The organism is Lysobacter rhizosphaerae (assembly GCF_054779795.1).
Map to the genome: position 1 here is coordinate 463,369 of NZ_BAAGXO010000007.1, position 16,880 is coordinate 480,248.

Below are 16,880 nucleotides of genomic sequence, written 5' to 3' on the forward strand. Positions count from 1 at the left end.
CGCACAGGGCCGAAAGCCCTGCCGCGCCCGCATTGGGCATCCACCGGCAGGGCTTTTTTGTGCACATGCAAAATTCCGCCATGGCGGGGCTTTTCTTTTTTAGGGTGGCGCTAACGCCGCCGCTCAGCGCCCCCGCAGCACCGCCGCTTCGCGCGCGAGGTTGGCGATGCGCTGCCAGTCGCCCGCAGCCAATGCATCCGCCGGCACCATCCACGAACCACCCACGGTGATCACGTTAGGCAGCGCCAGGTACGCCGGGGCCTTGGCCGCGTCGATGCCGCCGGTGGGGCAGAACCTGGCCTGCGCGAATGGCCCGGCGAACGATTTCAGCGCGGCGATGCCGCCGCTGGATTCGGCGGGGAAGAACTTGAAGCGCTGGTAGCCCAGCTCCATTCCGTGCATCAGTTCGCTGGCGGTGGCGATGCCGGGTAGCAGCGGGATGCGCGCATCGCTGGCTGCGGCGTACAGGGCATCGGTGGCGCCGGGCGAGATCGCGAACAGCGCACCGGCGGCTTCGACCGCGGAGAGGTCGCGCGCACTCAGCACGGTGCCGGCGCCGACGCTCGCGCCGGGCACTTGCTCGCGGATCGCGCGGATCGCACCGATCGCGGCGTCGGTGCGCAGTGTCACTTCCAGCACGGGCAGGCCGCCGTCGACGAGCGCGCGGGCGAGCGGCACCGCATCCTCGACGCGGGCGATGCTCAGCACCGGCACGACCGGCGCGCGTGCCAGCACCTGGTCGATGCGCTGGGCATGCAGCTCCATGGGGGGGTTCATCGCGACGCCTCCGCCTGCAGGGCCGCACGCGCGGCGACGGCCGCTCCGAGCAGGCCGGGATTGGGGTGGGTGATGACGCGGATCGTCACCGATTCGAGATACGGAGCGAAGCGGCCCTTGGCGAGGAAGCGTTCGCGGAACGCGCTGCTGCGCAGGAACGGGATGAAGCGCGGCACCATGCCGCCGGCGATCATCACCGTGCGCGCGCCATGGATCAGCGCGGTGTCGCCGCAGACGCTGCCGAGCACCGCGCAGAACCGCGCCAGCGCCCGGCGCGCGACCACGTCATGACCCTCGAGCGCGGCCTTGACGATGTCGGCAGGTTCACGCATCTCGAAACCGCGCAGTGCCACATCGTGCGGCGCATTGCCGTTGCTGCGCAGGACGGCATCGACATGCGACAGGCCCGCGCCGCACAGCACGCGCTCGGTCGAGGTGCGGCCGAAACGCGCGGTGAGCCAGCGCGCGATGGTCTGCTCCTCGTCGCCGAGCGGGGCGAAGCTGACGTGGCCGCCTTCGGTTTCCACCACGTCCCAACCGCGTTGCGCGTCGCCGACCAGCAACGCGACGCCGAGACCGGTGCCCGGGCCGATCACGCTCACCGGTCCACGCAGCGGCGCGTCGTCGCGGCCGTGCAGGGTGACGTATTCGGTCGACTGCAACGCCGGGATCGCCCATGACACCGCGCCGAAATCGTTGATCACCGAGAGTTGTTGCAGGCCCAGCGCCTGCTTCAGTTCGCTGCGGGTGAACGACCAGGCCCGGTTGGTCAGGCGGATTTCCTCCCCGTGCACGGGCGAGGCCACGGCGATCGCCGCGCTGCGCGGGTGCGCACCGACCTCGGCGAGGTAGTGTTCGGCCGCGTGCTGCAGGCTGGCGAATTCGGCGTTGATCAGCGCGCGTGGCTCGATGATGTCGGCCTTGGCTGAGGCCGGATCGGTCAGGGCGAAGCGAGCATTGGTGCCGCCGACATCGGCGATCAGCGCGAGCGGGCGGGAATTGGCCTTCATGGCGCCTCCGCCACGAACAGGCTGCAGGCGCCCTGCTCCGCCGTGCCGACCTGCGTGCGCATCAGCGCGAACAGTTCGCGACCGAGTCCGGTGCGGTTGCCCTGCAGCGATGCGAGTTCCGGCGTGCGCGCGTTCCATTCGGACGCGTCGACCAGCGCATCCATCGTGCCCGCTTCGGCGTCGATGCGAAGCATGTCGCCGTCGCGGATGCGCGCGATCGCACCGGCATCGGCGGCTTCAGGCGAAACATGGATCGCCGCGAGCACCTTGCCCGATGCGCCCGACATGCGCCCGTCGGTGAGCAGCGCGATGCGTTGGCCGCGGTCCTGCAGCACCGCCAGCGGCGGCGTGAGCTTGTGCAGTTCCGGCATGCCATTGGCGCGCGGGCCCTGGCCACGGATCACGGCGACGAAATCGCCCTCGAGCTGGCCATGCTTGAACGCATCGAGCAGTGCGTCCTGGGTGTCGAACACTTTCGCCGGCGCGGTGATGACGCGGAACTCCGGCGCCACCGCGGAAATCTTGGCGATGGCGCGGCCGAGGTTGCCCTGCAGGCGCCGCAGGCCACCCTCGCTGTCGAACGGTTCCGCCGCCGGCCGCACCACCGTGGCGTCGCGCGATTGTGGCGGCGGATCGCGCCAGCGCAGCTGGGTGCCATCGAGCCAGGGTTCCATCATCTGCTGGCGCAGGTCGCCGCCGTGCACGCAGCGCAGGTCGCCGTGCATCAGGCCGGCATCGAGCAGCTCGCGGATGACGAAGCCCATGCCGCCGGCCGCGTGGAAGTGGTTCACGTCGGCACTGCCGTTGGGATACACGCGTGCCAGCAACGGGGTGACGCGCGAGAGTTCGTCGAGATCGTCCCAGTCGATGATCAGGCCCGCCGCACGCGCCATCGCCACCAGGTGCAGGGCATGGTTGGTCGAGCCGCCGGTGGCGGCGAGGCCGACCATCGCATTCGCGATCGCCTTCTCGTCGATGGTGCGCGCGAGCGGGCGGTAGTTATCGGAGACGCCGTCCTCGCCCAGCGCGGTGATGCGCAGGGCCTGCTCGGTCGCCGCGACGGTCAGTGCATCGCGGAGCGGCGTGTGCGGATTGACGAAGGCGCTGCCGGGCATGTGCAGGCCCATCACCTCCATCAGCATCTGGTTGGAATTGGCGGTGCCGTAGAAGGTGCAGGTGCCGGGCGAATGGTAGGACGCGGACTCGGCTTCGAGCAGTTCCTCGCGCGTCGCCTTGCCTTCGGCGTAGCGCTGGCGCACCGCCGCCTTTTCCTTGTTCGGCAGGCCCGATGGCATCGGCCCGCCGGGCACGAAGATCACCGGCAGGTGGCCGAAGCTCAACGCGCCGATCAGCAGGCCCGGCACGATCTTGTCGCAGATGCCCAGGCAGAGCACCGCGTCGAACATGTCGTGCGAGAGCGATACCGCGGTGGCAAGCGAGATGGTGTCGCGCGAGAACAGCGACAGCTCCATGCCGGTGCGGCCCTGGGTCACGCCGTCGCACATCGCCGGCACGCCGCCGGCGACCTGCGCGCTGCCGCCAGCATTGCGCGCCGCCATGCGGATCAGGCTCGGATACGGTTCGTAGGGCTGGTGCGCCGACAGCATGTCGTTGTACGCGGTGACGATGCCGATGTTGCCGCCGCGCGCGCCGCGCAACCGGGGTTTGTCTTCGCCCGCGGCGGCGAAGCCATGGGCGAGGTTGCCGCAGCCCAGGCGCGCGCGTGCGGGCGAGGACTCGCGCGCGGCGTCCATGCGCGCCAGGTAGTCCGCGCGGGTTGCGTGGCTGCGCTCGGCGATGCGGCGGGTGACACGTTCGAGTACGGGATGCAGCGACATCATTCGCTCCAATGGATGAGCACGGTCACGGGCGCATGCAGGATCGCGGCGACCGGATGCCGCAGCGGGTCGTTCGTCGCTTGCGCCTCGCGCAGCACGGCGTGCTTGCCCTCGCCGGTGATGGCCAGGTGGATGCTACGCGCGTGCAGCAGGCGTGCGGCCGACAGGGTGATGCGTGGAAATGGCGCTTCCGCCGGCAGGGGTCGTGGATCGATCCGGCACGCATCGACCGGCTTGGCCATGTCGAGCGCTTCCGCCAGCCGTTCCGCGCCGGGGAACAGCGACGCCGTATGCGCATCGTTGCCCATGCCCAGCACGACCGCATCTAAGGCACCGGCATGCTGCGACAGCAGCGTGTGTGCCTGCGCCAGCGAGCGCTCCGGATCGCCGTCGTCGACGGTCAGCGAAGCGAAGCGCACGCCCTCGGCTGGCGCGAACGCGGCACGCATCTCGCGCAGGTTGCAGGCGGGATGGTCGTGCGGAACGCAGCGCTCGTCGGTGGGCATCAGCACGACCTTGTGCCAGTCCAGCGCGCACGCCGCGAGTGTGCGGTAAGCGGGCAACGGCGTGCGCCCGCCGGCGAGCGCAAGCATCGCGTGGCCGCGCGCGGCAATCGCTTCGCGCACGATGTCCTCCAGCCGCGCCGCGAGTGACGCGGCCAGCGCGTCGGCATCGACGTACAGATGTTCGATCCAGGCCATCACCGCACTCCGCGCGCGCCAGCGTTCATTCGCGCCAGCTGTGGCCGTGGCGCTCGGCCATCGCCACCGCGGCAGCCGGGCCCCAGGTGCCCGCAGGGTACGGCCGGGGCGTTACGTCGGCGTGGCGCCAGCCGTCGAAGATGGCGTCGATCCATTCCCATGCCGCTTCAGTCTCGTCGCGGCGCACGAACAGCGTGCTGTTGCCCTCGATCGCGTCCAGGTACAGCCGCTCGTAGGCGGGACGGCGCGGGAAGGTGGCGAATTCCTCGTGCATGTCGAGGTCGAGCGCGACCTGCGACAGGCGCAGCCCGGAACGGTCGAGGCCTGGCGTCTTGCTCATCAGCTTGAGTTCGATGCGCTCGTCGGGTTGCAGGCGGATGGTCAGCGCGTTGGGCTCGACCTGCGCGCCGGGGAAGATCGAATGCGGCACCGCGCGGAACTGCAGGTGGATCTCGGTGCTGCGACGGGGCATGCGCTTGCCCGTGCGCAGGTAGAACGGCACGCCCGACCAGCGCCAGTTGTCGACGTGCGCGCGCAGGGCGACGAAGGTCTCGGTGCGGCTGGGGCGGCCGAGTTCCTCGAGGTAGCCCGGCGCGACTTTCCCATCGACCGCGCCGGCGGTGTACTGGCCGGCGACGGTCTCGGTCAGCACCTCGTTGCGGCCGATCGGACGCAGCGAGCGCAGCACCTTGATCTTCTCGTTGCGCACCGCGGACGGCTCGAAGCGCGCCGGTGGTTCCATCGCGGTCAGGCACAGCAGCTGCAGCATGTGGTTCTGCAGCATGTCGCGCATCGCGCCGGAATGGTCGTAGTAGTCGCCGCGACCTTCGACGCCGACGGTCTCGGCCACCGTGATCTGCACCTGCTGGATGTGACGCGCGTTCCACAGCGGTTCGAACATGGCGTTGCCGAAGCGCAGCGCGAGCAGGTTCTGCACGCCTTCCTTGCCCAGGTAATGGTCGACGCGGAACACGCGTTCCTCGTCGAAGACGCGGGTGACGCCATCGTTGATTGCGATCGCGCTGGCGAGGTCGTGGCCGATCGGCTTCTCCAGCATCACGCGGGTGCCGGGGCCGGCGAGGCCACTGCGCCCGAGCGACTCGCAGATCGGCGCGTAGAAGCGCGGCGCGGTGCTGAGGTGGTAGACGACATCGCCGCTCGCCGTGGCGCGCAGTTCGTGGATGCGTTGGCCCAGCGCCTGCAGCGAGGCGTCATTGGAGACATCAGCGGCGTGGTAGTCGATGCGTTCCAGCAGTGCCTGCAGGGCGCCTTCGTGGCACTCGCCGGCTGGCGTGTTGCGACGGACCGCATCGGCGACCAGCGCACGAAAGGCCGTCGTGTCCATCTCGCTGCGGCCGGTGCCGAGGATGCGCAGCGCCTGCGGGCACAGCACGTCTTCCTGTAAGCCGTAAAGCGAGGGAAACAGCATCCGCTGCGCCAGATCGCCGGTGGCGCCGAATATGACCAGCAGGGAAGCGGGGCTGCGCATCGCGGGATTCCATAAAGGATCACGACAGCCTAATACTGCGGTCGTCCACGGCGCGGGTGCAAACGATTACACGGCGCCGCGACGATCTTCACGCCGCGACGCCGTCAAACGCGCCGCCGCGCGCCATAAGCCCTGTCTTCCCGAGGCCGCTCAGCCCGCCAACGCGTCCTGGATCTCTTCCAGCCGGTGCCCGCGGGTCTCGATTCCGCTGCGCAGCAGCAGCACGCCCGACACCGCCATCGGCACCGCGATCAGCAATGCGGACCATGCGAAGTGGCTGAAGAAACCGAGCACGCCCAGGCCCGCACCGAGGATGCCGCCGAACTTGGAGCTCGCGGCGATCACGCCCGAGCCGGTGCCGCGCAGATGCACGGGGTAGATCTCGGCCGCATACGGAATCAGCATCGCGATGACACCGCTGATGCTGATCAGCAGCGAGGCGGTGGCGACGATGGTCAGCGCCTCCGAGCGGATCTGCAGGACTCCCATCGCGAAGAAGGCGAGCAGCGACAGCGTGGTCAGGGCGATGAACACCACCAGCGACTTGAAACTGCTCCAGCGGTGGTACAGCCAGATCACCACTGCGATCCCCGGCAGCGCGTAGAGCGCCGATTTCGCCAGCAGGCGGCTGGCGGCCTTCGGATCGACGCCGAGTTCGGTGAGGTTGACCGGCAGCCACAGCAGGAAGCCGAAGTTCGCCAGGCCCCATGCCAGCCCGCACACCACCAGCCCCCAGGTGATCGGCGCATGGCGTCCGCGCAGCAATTGGCGCATGCCGGTGACCGGATGCTGGTCATCGATCCTCGGTGCACCCGGGTGCTGGGCGTCATCGATTTCGAGCGCATCGGCGGCCTGGCCGGAGAACTTGCGCAGCACCGCGCGCGCCTGGTGGGCGAGACCCGCGTTGGAGAGGAAGCGCGGCGATTCGGGGATGAAGCGGTAGAGCACCAGGATGATCGCGCCGGTCGGCAGTCCGAGCAGCCACAGCACGCGCCAGCTGAACATCGGTTCCAGCGTCGCCGCCGCGCCTGCCGCGAGCAGGTAGCCCGCGGACGTACCAATGCCGCCCAGCGCGACCAGCAGCCAGCCGCGGTGCGCGGCGGGTACGGTTTCGGCCATCAGGGTGAAAGTGATCGGCAGCAGGCCGCCGGCGGATGCGCCCATCAGGAAGCACATCGCCAGGTTCCAGCCGAACGAGGGCATCGCGCCGCAGATCGCGGTGCCCATGAACATCAGGGCGCCGAGCAGGATCGCGGCGCGGCGGCCGAAGGCGTCGGCGACGCGACCCCACAACACCGAACCGACCGTGGTGCCGGTGAGCGCCACCAGCGCGAGCAGGCTCGCGGTCGGCTTGGTGATCGCGTATTCCGCGCTCATGCCCGGCATGACGAAGCCGAGCGTCGCCGGCTTCATCACATCCACCGCCAGCGCGACGACGAGCACGCCGACGAGCTTCCAGTGTTCGATGTTGAGCGGCACGCCGTCGGCGATGTGGAAGTGCAGGTGCCGCGCGTCGCCGTGCAGCGCCTGCTGCATCAATGCCAGCCGCGGCATCAGGCCGTAGGCGGCGAAACCCAGGCCCACCGGAATCGCGGCCATGCCGGCCAGCATCCAGCTGTCCATCGGCATGCCCACCATCTGCCAGTGCGTGTACTGCCCCATCAGGAACATCGGTGCATGCGAGAACACGCCGGCGATGATCAGCGTGCAGCCGAACCAGAAGGCGATGGGATGGTGGAACGACAGACCGCTGGACTGCATTGTGTTTCTCGTGGCAACGGATGATGGATGGGTACGTCGATGATGCACCGCTCGGGCATTGCAGCGAAGCGGCTGTAATCGATCAGCTCTCGGAAAGCTGGGTCAGCAGCTTCAGGCCCGATCCCGCGAGATAGGCCCCGCCCGGCGCCAGCGTGTCGGGGCTGAACGCCGCGCCTTCCTTGTCTTCTTTCCAGGGGTTGGCTTGGCGCGGACCGGGGACGTAGGCTTCCCAGCGACCGTAAGCCGCCTTCGCGCTGCGCGGATCATCCAAAGAGAACACCACTGGTACGCGCAGCACCCAGAAGTCGGATCGCGCATCGTCGCCTTCGGTGGGCGGGGCGAAGGCCCAGCGTTTGGCCTGCGACACCGAGGCGACCTCGAACATGCGGCGCCATCTCGCCATCGTCGTCTCGTCCGCGACCGCCTTCAGATTCACCTGTTCGACAAACACGTCACTGACCTTGCCATCGCGCCCTGCGCGGACCACGAGGTAGACGGTGCCGGACACGCCATTCAGCGCCGCGCTCTCCGGATAGCTCGGCGGCTCCATGCTGACCGGGCGCGTGCTCTCTTCCGGCTTGCCCGTCCTGTTGCCAAAGCCGGCGCTGCGGATGGTGATCGTGAAGCTGTCCTTGTCGACCTTCTTGGCCACGACACGGATGTTCATGTCGGTCGTTACGTTCGCCGCCTTGCCATCGATCAGCACGGGCTCGAACTTCCACGTCGGCACCGCTGTGCCGATGAGGCTCACTACGCCCGCGGGCAGCTTGTCCTTTTCGTCCAGCGAGAAACCGGCCACTTTGCCGTCGGTGTCGACCTGGATCTTGCCGGTGACCAGCATGCTGGCTTCGATCTGCTTGCGCACCGCTCCGGGGCCGGCGGCGAAGGCCGGGGCGCTGGCGAGCAATGACATTGCGACGAATACCGCTCCTGCGCCAATGCGGATGTTCATTGCTTCTCCTTGTCCCTGTTAAGTGGCAACCGGCGCAGCATAACCTCGTCGCGGCGGCATAATCGCGGCAACGGAGGTATCCCCCATGCACGCCGGTCTTGAGCTCGCCCTGGTATTCCTGCTCGCCGCGGTGATCGCGGTACCGGTGTTCCGGCGTTTCGGCCTGGGTGCGGTGCTGGGTTACCTCGTCGCGGGCGTGGTGCTGGGCCCCCACGGCATCCGCATCATCCGCGACGCCGATCCGGTGCTGACCGCGTCCGAGATCGGCGTGGTGATGATGCTGTTCGTGATCGGGCTGGAATTGTCGCCCTCGCGCCTGCGGGTGATGCGCAAGCCGGTCTTCGCCGCGGGCGGCGCGCAGGTGCTGATGACCGGGATCGTGCTCGCCGCGGCCTCCATGGGCATGGCGACACTGCTGGGCGATGCGACGCTCGCCAGCATCTTCGACTGGAAGGTGGCGCTGGTCGCCGGTGCGGGCCTCGCCCTGTCGTCCACCGCGGTGGGCCTGCAGCTGCTGTCCGAGCGCAAGGCACTGGCCAGCGAACATGGCCGCCTCGCCTTCGCGATCCTGCTGTTCCAGGATCTCGCCGCAATCCCGCTGCTCGCGGCGATTCCGTTGCTGGGCCATGCGCACTCGCAGACCAGCGAGCCGATCGGGATCGCCATCCTCAAAGCGGTGGCGGCGATCGCCGCGGTGGTGATCGGCGGTCGCATCGTGCTGCGGCATTTCCTCCGCTTCGTCGCGCGCACGCGGACGCCGGAGGTGTTCACCGGTGCGACGCTGCTGACGGTCCTCAGCGCGGCCTGGGTGATGGAGCTGGCGGGATTGTCGGCGGGCCTGGGCGCGTTCCTCGCCGGCGTGCTGCTGGCCGATTCGGAATACCGGCACGAGCTCGAATCGCAGATCGACCCCTTCAAGGGCCTGCTGCTGGGCCTGTTCTTCATGGCCGTGGGCATGAGCATCGACCTGCGTCGCGTGCTGCAGGAGCCGCTGCTGATCGCCACGGTCGTCATGGGCTTCATGGCGATCAAGTTCGCGTTGCTGTTCGCCGTGGGCCTGCGCCCCGGCGGCCTGAGCAAGCGCGGCGCGCTGCAACTCGCGGCGGTACTCGCGCTGGGCGGCGAATTCGCTTTCGTGGTCTTTGGCGAAGCGAAGAAGGCCGGCCTGTTCGACGATGTCCTGCGCGATCGCCTGGTAGCCGCGGTCGGCGTGTCGATGGCACTGACCCCGTTGCTGGTGGTGGCGGTATCGCGCGCGCTGGCCGCGCATCCCGTGCCAAAAGCCAAGCGCGCATTCGACAAGATTCCCGATGACCACCCGCAGGTGCTGATCGCGGGCTTCGGCCGTTTCGGCCAGATCGTCGCACGCCTGCTCGCGGCGCATCGCACACCATTCCTCGTGATCGAGGACGACATCGACCAGGTCGATTTCTCGCGCCGCTTCGGCAACCAGATCTATTACGGCGACCCGACCAAGCCCGAGTTGCTGCGCTCGGCGGGCGCGGCGGGCGTGAAGGTGTTCGTGGTCGCGATCGCCAACCAGGAGCGCAACCTGCGCACCGTGGAAGTCATCCGCCGCCTGTATCCCGATGCGATCGTGCATGCGCGTGCACGCGACCGCCGCCACGCGTGGGAGCTGATGGACCTGGGCGCGGAACCGATGCGCGAGACCTTCCATTCCAGCCTCCTCCTCGGCGAGCAGGTACTGGCGGAGCTGGGCATCGCACCGGAAATCGCGAGCCAGCACGCGCAGCGTTTCCGCGAGCTCGACGAACGCCTGCTGCACGCGCAGTACCACGTGCGCGACGACGAAGACGCACTGAAGCAGTCGGTGCAGGATGCCCGGCGCGAGCTCGAGGAGCTGCTCAACGCCGACATGGGCGAAGGCGTGCTCGGCGAGATCGCCAGCGAGGAAGAAGAGGAGTAGGACTTGCGCGGCGAGCCGGGTTACCGGCTTCGCCGCCGGCTCGTCACGGCTCGCGCAGGAACCGCGCCATCGACACGTCCGAACCCGGGGACGGCACCGGCGCCAGTTCCGCGGCGATGTCGACGAAGCCGCGCATCACCGCGATCTCGCGCGGAGTGCGGTTGAGCGTGTCGCGCAACGCGGGATCGGCACCCGCACGCAGCAGCTTCTGCACCACGCGCATCAAGCCGTGCAGCGCGGCCAGGTGCAACGGACCGAAACCGCGCGGGTCCTGCACATCGAGCTGGGCGTCGTGGTCGAGGAGCTGGTCGAGGCCGGCCATCAGCACGTCCTCGTCGGCGGCCGAGCCCGGTTCAGCGCGCGCCCCGAGCACCAGCAGCAACGGCGTCGCGCCGGCGGCGGGCAGGTCGGCTTCGGCGCCGGCGAGCAGCAGGGTGTCGAGCAGTGCGACCAGGCGTGCGCGCTCGCGCGCGGTGAAGCCGAACATCGCCGCGCAATGCAGCGCGGTGCGGCCCTGGGCATCGGTGGCATGCACGTCGGCACCGGCCGCCAGCAGGCGCGCGGCCATGTCGGGCAGGCCGAGCGCGCACGCGACCATCAACACGGTGAGGTCGCCGGGCAGGCGCTGTTCCAGGGAGACGCCCGCGGCGATCAGGCGGTCGACCACTTCGGCATGGCGCATGCTCACCGCGGCGGACAGCGGCGTGGCCCCGGAATGCGCGGCGAGTTGCGGATCGGCGCCGCGCGCCAGCAGCAGGTCGACCACGGCACGATGGCCACCACCGGCCGCGCGCAGCAACGCGCTGCAACCCTGGCTGTCGGCGGCATCGACGGGCAGGCCGAGGTCGAGCAGGCGGCGCACCGCATCGGCGTCCCCCACGATCGCCGCGGCCGGTACGTCCTGCGCGCGCAGCGGCCGCTTCGGCAACGGCCAGCCGCGCCAGTCGAGCCAGTCGGCGAGATCGCGGCGTCCGGACGACAGCGCGACACCCAGCGGCGTCTGTCCATCGGCGGCGAGCAGGTCGGGGGCGGCGCCCTGCGCCACCAGTTTCCTCAGCATCGCCTCGCGGCCGAGTGCGGCGGCGAGGTGCAGCGCGCTCATGCCGTGGCTGTCGCGGCCGTCGAGGCTGACGCCGATGGCGAGCAGGCGATCGACCAGGCGCGACCAGCCCAGGCGCACGGCGAGGGCCAGCGGCGGATCGCCGGCGGGCGATGCCGCGAACGGGTCGGCACCGCGCTCGATCAGGTCGAGGGCGAAATATTCGAGGCCGCGCGCGGCCTGTTCACTGGCCGAGCATGCGGCGAGGAAGCGTGCGAGGCCACCGCCGCCGGCTGGCGAAACGCCGCGGCGCACCAGCGCCTGCAGGGCCGGGAGCGCCGCGGGGCCACGGGTGAGCAGCGCGAACAGCGGCGTGTCGCCCTGTCCATCGCGCACGCCCGGATCCGCACCCCAGTGCAGCAGGCGCTCGACCTGTTCCGCGCTGGGTGCGGGCGCCTCGTCGTGCAGCAGGGCGCCGAGTTCGCTGGCGCTGAGCAGTTGCGCCAGGCCGGTGAGCTCGGCGCCACGGCGTTCGTGCAGGCCCTCGCGCAGCAGCGCGGCGGGGGCGCGGTCGGGCAGGGGCGCGTCCGGCGTTTCCGCGGCGTCGCTGACCGCGGACGGCAACGGGTAGGCGCGGTCGAGCGCGGCGACCAGCGCCCAACGGCCGGCTTCGGCGGCGCGGTCGATCGCACGCTTGTCGTCGAAGTCGCGCGCGTCGGCATCGAGGCCGAGCGCGAGCAGGCGTTCGATCAGGGCGGGCGTGGCGTTCTCCGACATCGCCGCGAGCATCAGCGCACCGCGGCCATGCGCATCGACGGCGGCGGCTTCGCTCATGCCGCCACCGGTCCTGGACGAGTCGCGCAGCTGGGCGAGCAGGCGGTCGAGCACGGCGACGCGGCCGCCTCGCGCTGCTTCGAGCAGCGGCGTGCGGGCGAGGCGGTCGGCGGCGGCGGCATCGGCACCGGCGGCGAGCAGGACCTCGACGATCTCGGCGTGACCGGCGAAGGCCGCTTCGTGGAGGGCGCTGCGGCCGTGCGCGTCGCGCGCGTCGACCTTGGCCTTCTGCTTGAGCAGCAGCTGCACGCCCGCGGCGTCGTCTTCCTCGGTGCCGGCGGCGGCGAGCAGCGCCGGCTGGCCACCGGCTGGCTCGGGTTTCGCGCCGCGCTCGAGCAGGAATTTCGCCAGGCGCCAGTTGCCCGCGGCGCAGGCAACGCCGAGCGGCGACAGGCCCTCGGCATTGAGCGCGTCGACTTCCGCCGCGGCATCGCGCAGCAGCGCGGCGACGCCGGGATCGGAGCTGCGCGCGGCGTGGTGCAGGGCGGTGTTGCCGTCGTGGTCGACGGCGCGCGGATCGGCGCCGTTGGCGAGCAGCGTCATCACCGCATCGGGACGGCCGTGCCAGCTGTCGCGGGTGGCGGCGAGCAGGGGCGTCATGCCGGCGTGGGTGGCGTTGAGGTCGACGCCGTGCGCGATCAGTGTGCGCAGCAGGCGCAGGTCGGGCAGTACCGCCGCGAGTACGGCGAGGTTGCGCTGGTCGCGCTCCTCGTGCGGCGGCGGCGCGTGCAGGTTGGCACCCGCATCGATCAGTTGCAGCGCCTGTTCGACGCGGCCGGCGCGGGCGGCGGCATAGAGTTCGGTTTCCAGCGGCAGCGCGCCGAGCGGCAACTCGGCGGCGCTGTCGTTGTCGGTTTCGACGACAGCGTCGGCCTCGGGCAACGCATCGGCGGGCGCCGTGCGCTGCAGCAGCCAGTGCAGCAGCGGCGAAGCGACGACCAGCGACACGCCCAGGCCCCAGCGCGCGCTGGCGCCGAGCAGGCCCGGCCACGCCAGCACCAGGATCGCGCCGAGCAGCGCCACCACGATCCCGGCCACGCCCAGGCCGCGCCAGGCACCGGCGTCGAGTTCGCCCAGCTCACTCCAATGCTGCGCCAGCGTGCCGCCTTCGGTTTCCATGCCGTGCCACAGCGGCCACAGGCGCCACGCGCCCAGCAGCAACACCCCGGCCATCAGGCTCAGGCCGAGCGCCGACGACAGCGAACCGCCTTCGATCAGGGCCGACAGGGGCCAGGTGACGACGGCCACCGCCAGCGCGAATGCCCCGCCCCACAGCAGCGCGAGCCAGCCGCTTTCGCCCAGCAGCGCGCGCGGCGTGGCGAAGCGGCGTCCGCGGAACTGGGCGACGGCCAGCGCGAAGGCGGGCTGCGCCAGCAAGGCGGCAATGGCGGCGATGCCACCGAACCCGGCCACCGCCGCCAGGGCGACAGCGACCGCCAGCGTCGCCCATGGCAGCCGCCGCGGGCCGACACGGCGTGCTGGCGTAGCCGCTGGCATGGCCGCAGGCGTATCTGGCGTCGCCGCGATGGCGTCAGGCATCGGTGCCCCAGTCCTCCGTCATCGGGTCTTCGACCGTCGGCGGGTATTGCAGGTGGAAGCCGCGCAGGGCGAGGTTCTCGCGCACCACGGCCGCATCCCCGCGGGCGAGCTTGCGCTCCGGCGTCAGCGCCAGTTCCAGCACGAACTGCAGGTTGCCCAGCTGCGAGCGCAGCGGTGCGGGCAGGCGCTCGAAATCGTCGCGGGCGCCGAGGTAGACGTAGGTGTCGGCTTTGCGGAGGCTTTTGTAAACGTAGGCTTGCATGCTTCGGGGGACGGCTCGCCGCGTGACAACGCACACAGCATAACCGCCCCGCCGCTGCGCGACACGCGCGTTCAGGCTTTTTTTGCGGGGTTTTCAGCGCCCCGCAATGGGAGCCTTCAGTGGTAGCCGGCGTCCGCCGCGACCTTGCCCTTGAACACGCTGTACGACCACCACGTGTACCCGAGGATCGCCGGCAGCAGCACGATCAGGCCGACGCCGACGAAACCCTGCGACGACGCCGGCGACGCCGCATCCCAGATCGTCAGCGACGGCGGCACGATGTTCGGCCAGATCCCCAGCACCAGCCCGGCAAATCCGAGCACGAAGAAGCTGAGCGTCAGCAGGAACGGCGCTGCGTCGCGCCCCTGCTTCATCGTCGCCTGCCACAGCGCGAAAGCGTTGATGAGCGCGAGCACCGGCACCGGCGCCAGCCACCAGAAATTCCCGCTTTCGAACCAGCGCGCCATGATCCGCGAGTCGAGGAACGGCAGCCACGCGCTCACCAGCCCCATGAAGGCGACGACCACCAGCACCAGCGGACGCGTCAGCGTGCGCGCGATCAGCTGCATGCGGCCCTCGGTCTTGAGGATCAGCCAGGTGGATCCCAACAGCGCGTAGCCGAACACCACCGCCACGCCGGTGAGCATCGAGAACGGGCTGAACCAGCCGAACGCACCGCCCATGTACTTGCCGCCCTGCAGCGGCATGCCCTCGACCAGCGCGCCCAGGATCACGCCCTGCGCGAATGCGGCGAACATCGAGCCCAGCGCGAACGCCGCGCCCCATGCCGGCTTCGACCGGTGCGCCTTGAAACGGAATTCGAAGGCGACGCCGCGGAACACCAGCGCGATCAGCATCAGCAGCACCGGCAGGTACAGCGCCGACAGCACCACTGCGTACGCCTTGGGGAAGGCCGCGAGCAGGCCCGTGCCACCGAGTACCAGCCAGGTCTCGTTGCCGTCCCAGATCGGCGCGGCGGTATTCATCATGTGGTCGAGCTGGTGCTCGTCCTCGGCGAATGGGGCGAGGATGCCGAGTCCGAGCACGAAGCCGTCGAGCAGCACGTACATCAGCACGCCGAAGCCGATCACGCCGAACCACAGCACGGGTAGCCAGTACGCCATCACGCGCCCTCCCCTTCGGCACCGCCCACCGACAGCGGCCGTGCCGGCGTCTTGTCGCCGCCTTCGGTCCGCGGCGCCGGCTCGTGCGGCTGCGGTCCCTTGCGGATGAGCTTGAGCAGGTACCAGATGCCGGCGCCGAACACGGTGAAGTAGACCGCGGCAAAGACGATCAGCGACGTCAGCACGCTGCCAGTGGCCAGCGTCGGCGTCACCGCGTCCGCGGTGCGCAGCAGGCCGTAGATCACGTACGGCTGGCGGCCGATCTCGACCACCCACCAGCCGGCGAGGATCGCGGCGAAACCAGCCAAGGTCATCGCGCGCCAGCCGTTCAACAGCCACGCCGATTCGAACAGCCGGCGCCGCCGCCACATCCACAGCGAGGCCAGCACGAGCAGCAGCATCGCCGTGCCGAGGCCGACCATCGCCCGGAAGGCGAAGAACACCGGCGCCACCGGCGGGCGGTCGTCGGCGGGCACCGATTTCAGCGGCTGGATTTCGCCGTCGAGTGAATGGGTCAGGATCAGGCTGCCGAGTTTCGGCACGGCGATCTCGTAGTCGTTGCGCTCGGCCTTCTGGTTGGGCAGCGCGAACAGGACCAGCGGCACGCCGGCGCCCTTTTCACCCTGTTCCCAATGTCCTTCCATCGCCGCGAGCTTGATCGGCTGGTGCTCGCCGACGTTGAGGCCATGCTGGTCGCCGACGAAGACCTGCAGCGGCACCGCGATCGCCGCGAATACCACGGCGAGCCGGAGCATGCGCTTGCCCGCTTCGACGTGCACGCCGCGGCGCAGATAGCCCGCACTGACGCCGCCGATCACGAAGCAGGTGGTGATGAACGCCGCCAGCACCATGTGCGTGAGCCGGTACGGGAACGACGGGTTGAACACGATCGCCCACCAGCTCGCCGGCTCGAACACGCCGTTGGCGGTGAGCGTGTAGCCCTGCGGGGTCTGCATCCAGCTGTTGGCGGAGATGATCCAGAACGTCGAGATCAGGGTGCCCAGCGCGACCATGCAGGTGGCGAAGAAATGCAGCTTGTCGGATACGCGCCTGGCACCGAACAGCATCACGCCTAGGAATGTCGCTTCGAGGAAGAACGCGGTCAGCACCTCGTACGACAGCAGCGGCCCGAGGATGTTGCCGGCCTTCTCGCTCAGCACGGCCCAGTTGGTGCCGAACTGGAAGCTCATGACGATGCCGCTGACCACGCCCATGCCGAACGACACGGCGAAGATCTTCAGCCAGAAGAAGTAGAGGTCGCGCCACAGGGCATCGCGCGTGCGCAGCCAGCGGAATTCGAGGAACGCCAGCCAGCTGGCGAGGCCGATGGTGAAGGCCGGGAACAGGATGTGGCAGGAAATGACGAACCCGAACTGGATCCGCGACAGCAACAGCGGCGAGAACAGTGCATCCACGCAGCGACTCCGCGACGCGCGGGGGTGCGTCGCGGCGCGTATTGTGCGCCGCGCCATTGGCCACGAACAGGATCAGTTCCGGCTGGCCGGACCGGCGCAGCCGGCGCGGGCCCGCGGGGCTTGCAGGCCCGGGCCGCCGGCACGGCCAGGGCATGACCGACGGCCCGATTGCGCAAAGCGCCGGACTGTTACCCTGCGGCCCCGGTTTCCTA

Annotated in this window: 12 protein-coding genes; 1 reads left to right on the plus strand and 11 read right to left on the minus strand. The window is 69.8% G+C overall.

Annotated features, from left to right (window positions below; all coding sequences use genetic code 11):
- Positions 1 to 123 precede the first annotated feature (123 nt).
- The 7 genes from ACYVGE_RS11210 to ACYVGE_RS11240 form a co-directional block, all read right to left on the minus strand.
- Complete coding sequence (locus ACYVGE_RS11210; protein WP_460729901.1) at positions 124 to 777, minus strand: bifunctional 4-hydroxy-2-oxoglutarate aldolase/2-dehydro-3-deoxy-phosphogluconate aldolase; 654 nt, start codon at positions 775 to 777, stop codon at positions 124 to 126.
- Entirely contained in the window at positions 774 to 1,787 is a 1,014-nt protein-coding gene (gene glk / locus ACYVGE_RS11215) for a glucokinase (RefSeq protein WP_460729903.1), read from the minus strand. Before glk ends, ACYVGE_RS11210 begins: the two co-directional genes overlap by 4 nt.
- Positions 1,784 to 3,625, minus strand: coding sequence for a phosphogluconate dehydratase (edd, locus tag ACYVGE_RS11220; protein WP_460729905.1), 1,842 nt, complete (start codon positions 3,623 to 3,625; stop codon positions 1,784 to 1,786). Before edd ends, glk begins: the two co-directional genes overlap by 4 nt.
- Positions 3,625 to 4,326 (minus strand): 6-phosphogluconolactonase, encoded by a 702-nt coding sequence (pgl, locus tag ACYVGE_RS11225; RefSeq protein WP_460729907.1) that lies wholly within the window; start codon positions 4,324 to 4,326, stop codon positions 3,625 to 3,627. The genes edd and pgl overlap by 1 nt, the downstream gene beginning before the upstream one ends.
- 25 nt (positions 4,327 to 4,351) lie before the next feature.
- Entirely contained in the window at positions 4,352 to 5,815 is a 1,464-nt protein-coding gene (zwf, locus tag ACYVGE_RS11230; protein ID WP_460729909.1) for a glucose-6-phosphate dehydrogenase, read from the minus strand.
- Between the two features lie 150 nt (positions 5,816 to 5,965).
- On the minus strand, positions 5,966 to 7,576 hold the full coding sequence (locus ACYVGE_RS11235) for an MFS transporter (RefSeq protein ID WP_460729911.1): 1,611 nt from the start codon (positions 7,574 to 7,576) through the stop codon (positions 5,966 to 5,968).
- Between the two features lie 82 nt (positions 7,577 to 7,658).
- Positions 7,659 to 8,528, minus strand: a complete 870-nt coding sequence (locus ACYVGE_RS11240; RefSeq protein ID WP_460729913.1) for an energy transducer TonB — start codon at positions 8,526 to 8,528, stop codon at positions 7,659 to 7,661.
- Between the two features lie 85 nt (positions 8,529 to 8,613).
- Between ACYVGE_RS11240 and ACYVGE_RS11245 the strand changes: the two genes are divergently transcribed.
- The gene (locus ACYVGE_RS11245; RefSeq protein ID WP_460729915.1) at positions 8,614 to 10,455 is read left to right on the plus strand and encodes a monovalent cation:proton antiporter-2 (CPA2) family protein; all 1,842 of its coding nucleotides are present in this window, start codon (positions 8,614 to 8,616) and stop codon (positions 10,453 to 10,455) included.
- Between the two features lie 43 nt (positions 10,456 to 10,498).
- On the opposite strand, the gene ACYVGE_RS11250 is transcribed toward ACYVGE_RS11245, so the two are convergent.
- The 4 genes from ACYVGE_RS11250 to ACYVGE_RS11265 all read right to left on the minus strand — a co-directional run bounded on the left by ACYVGE_RS11250 (position 10,499) and on the right by ACYVGE_RS11265 (position 16,668).
- The gene (locus tag ACYVGE_RS11250) at positions 10,499 to 13,825 is read right to left on the minus strand and encodes an ankyrin repeat domain-containing protein (protein WP_460730568.1); all 3,327 of its coding nucleotides are present in this window, start codon (positions 13,823 to 13,825) and stop codon (positions 10,499 to 10,501) included.
- Between the two features lie 34 nt (positions 13,826 to 13,859).
- The gene (locus tag ACYVGE_RS11255; protein ID WP_460729917.1) at positions 13,860 to 14,129 is read right to left on the minus strand and encodes a YcgL domain-containing protein; all 270 of its coding nucleotides are present in this window, start codon (positions 14,127 to 14,129) and stop codon (positions 13,860 to 13,862) included.
- A gap of 116 nt (positions 14,130 to 14,245) precedes the next feature.
- Positions 14,246 to 15,253, minus strand: coding sequence for a cytochrome d ubiquinol oxidase subunit II (gene cydB, locus ACYVGE_RS11260; protein WP_460729919.1), 1,008 nt, complete (start codon positions 15,251 to 15,253; stop codon positions 14,246 to 14,248).
- Positions 15,253 to 16,668 (minus strand): cytochrome ubiquinol oxidase subunit I, encoded by a 1,416-nt coding sequence (locus tag ACYVGE_RS11265; RefSeq protein WP_460729921.1) that lies wholly within the window; start codon positions 16,666 to 16,668, stop codon positions 15,253 to 15,255. Before ACYVGE_RS11265 ends, cydB begins: the two co-directional genes overlap by 1 nt.
- Positions 16,669 to 16,880: the final 212 nt, after the last annotated feature.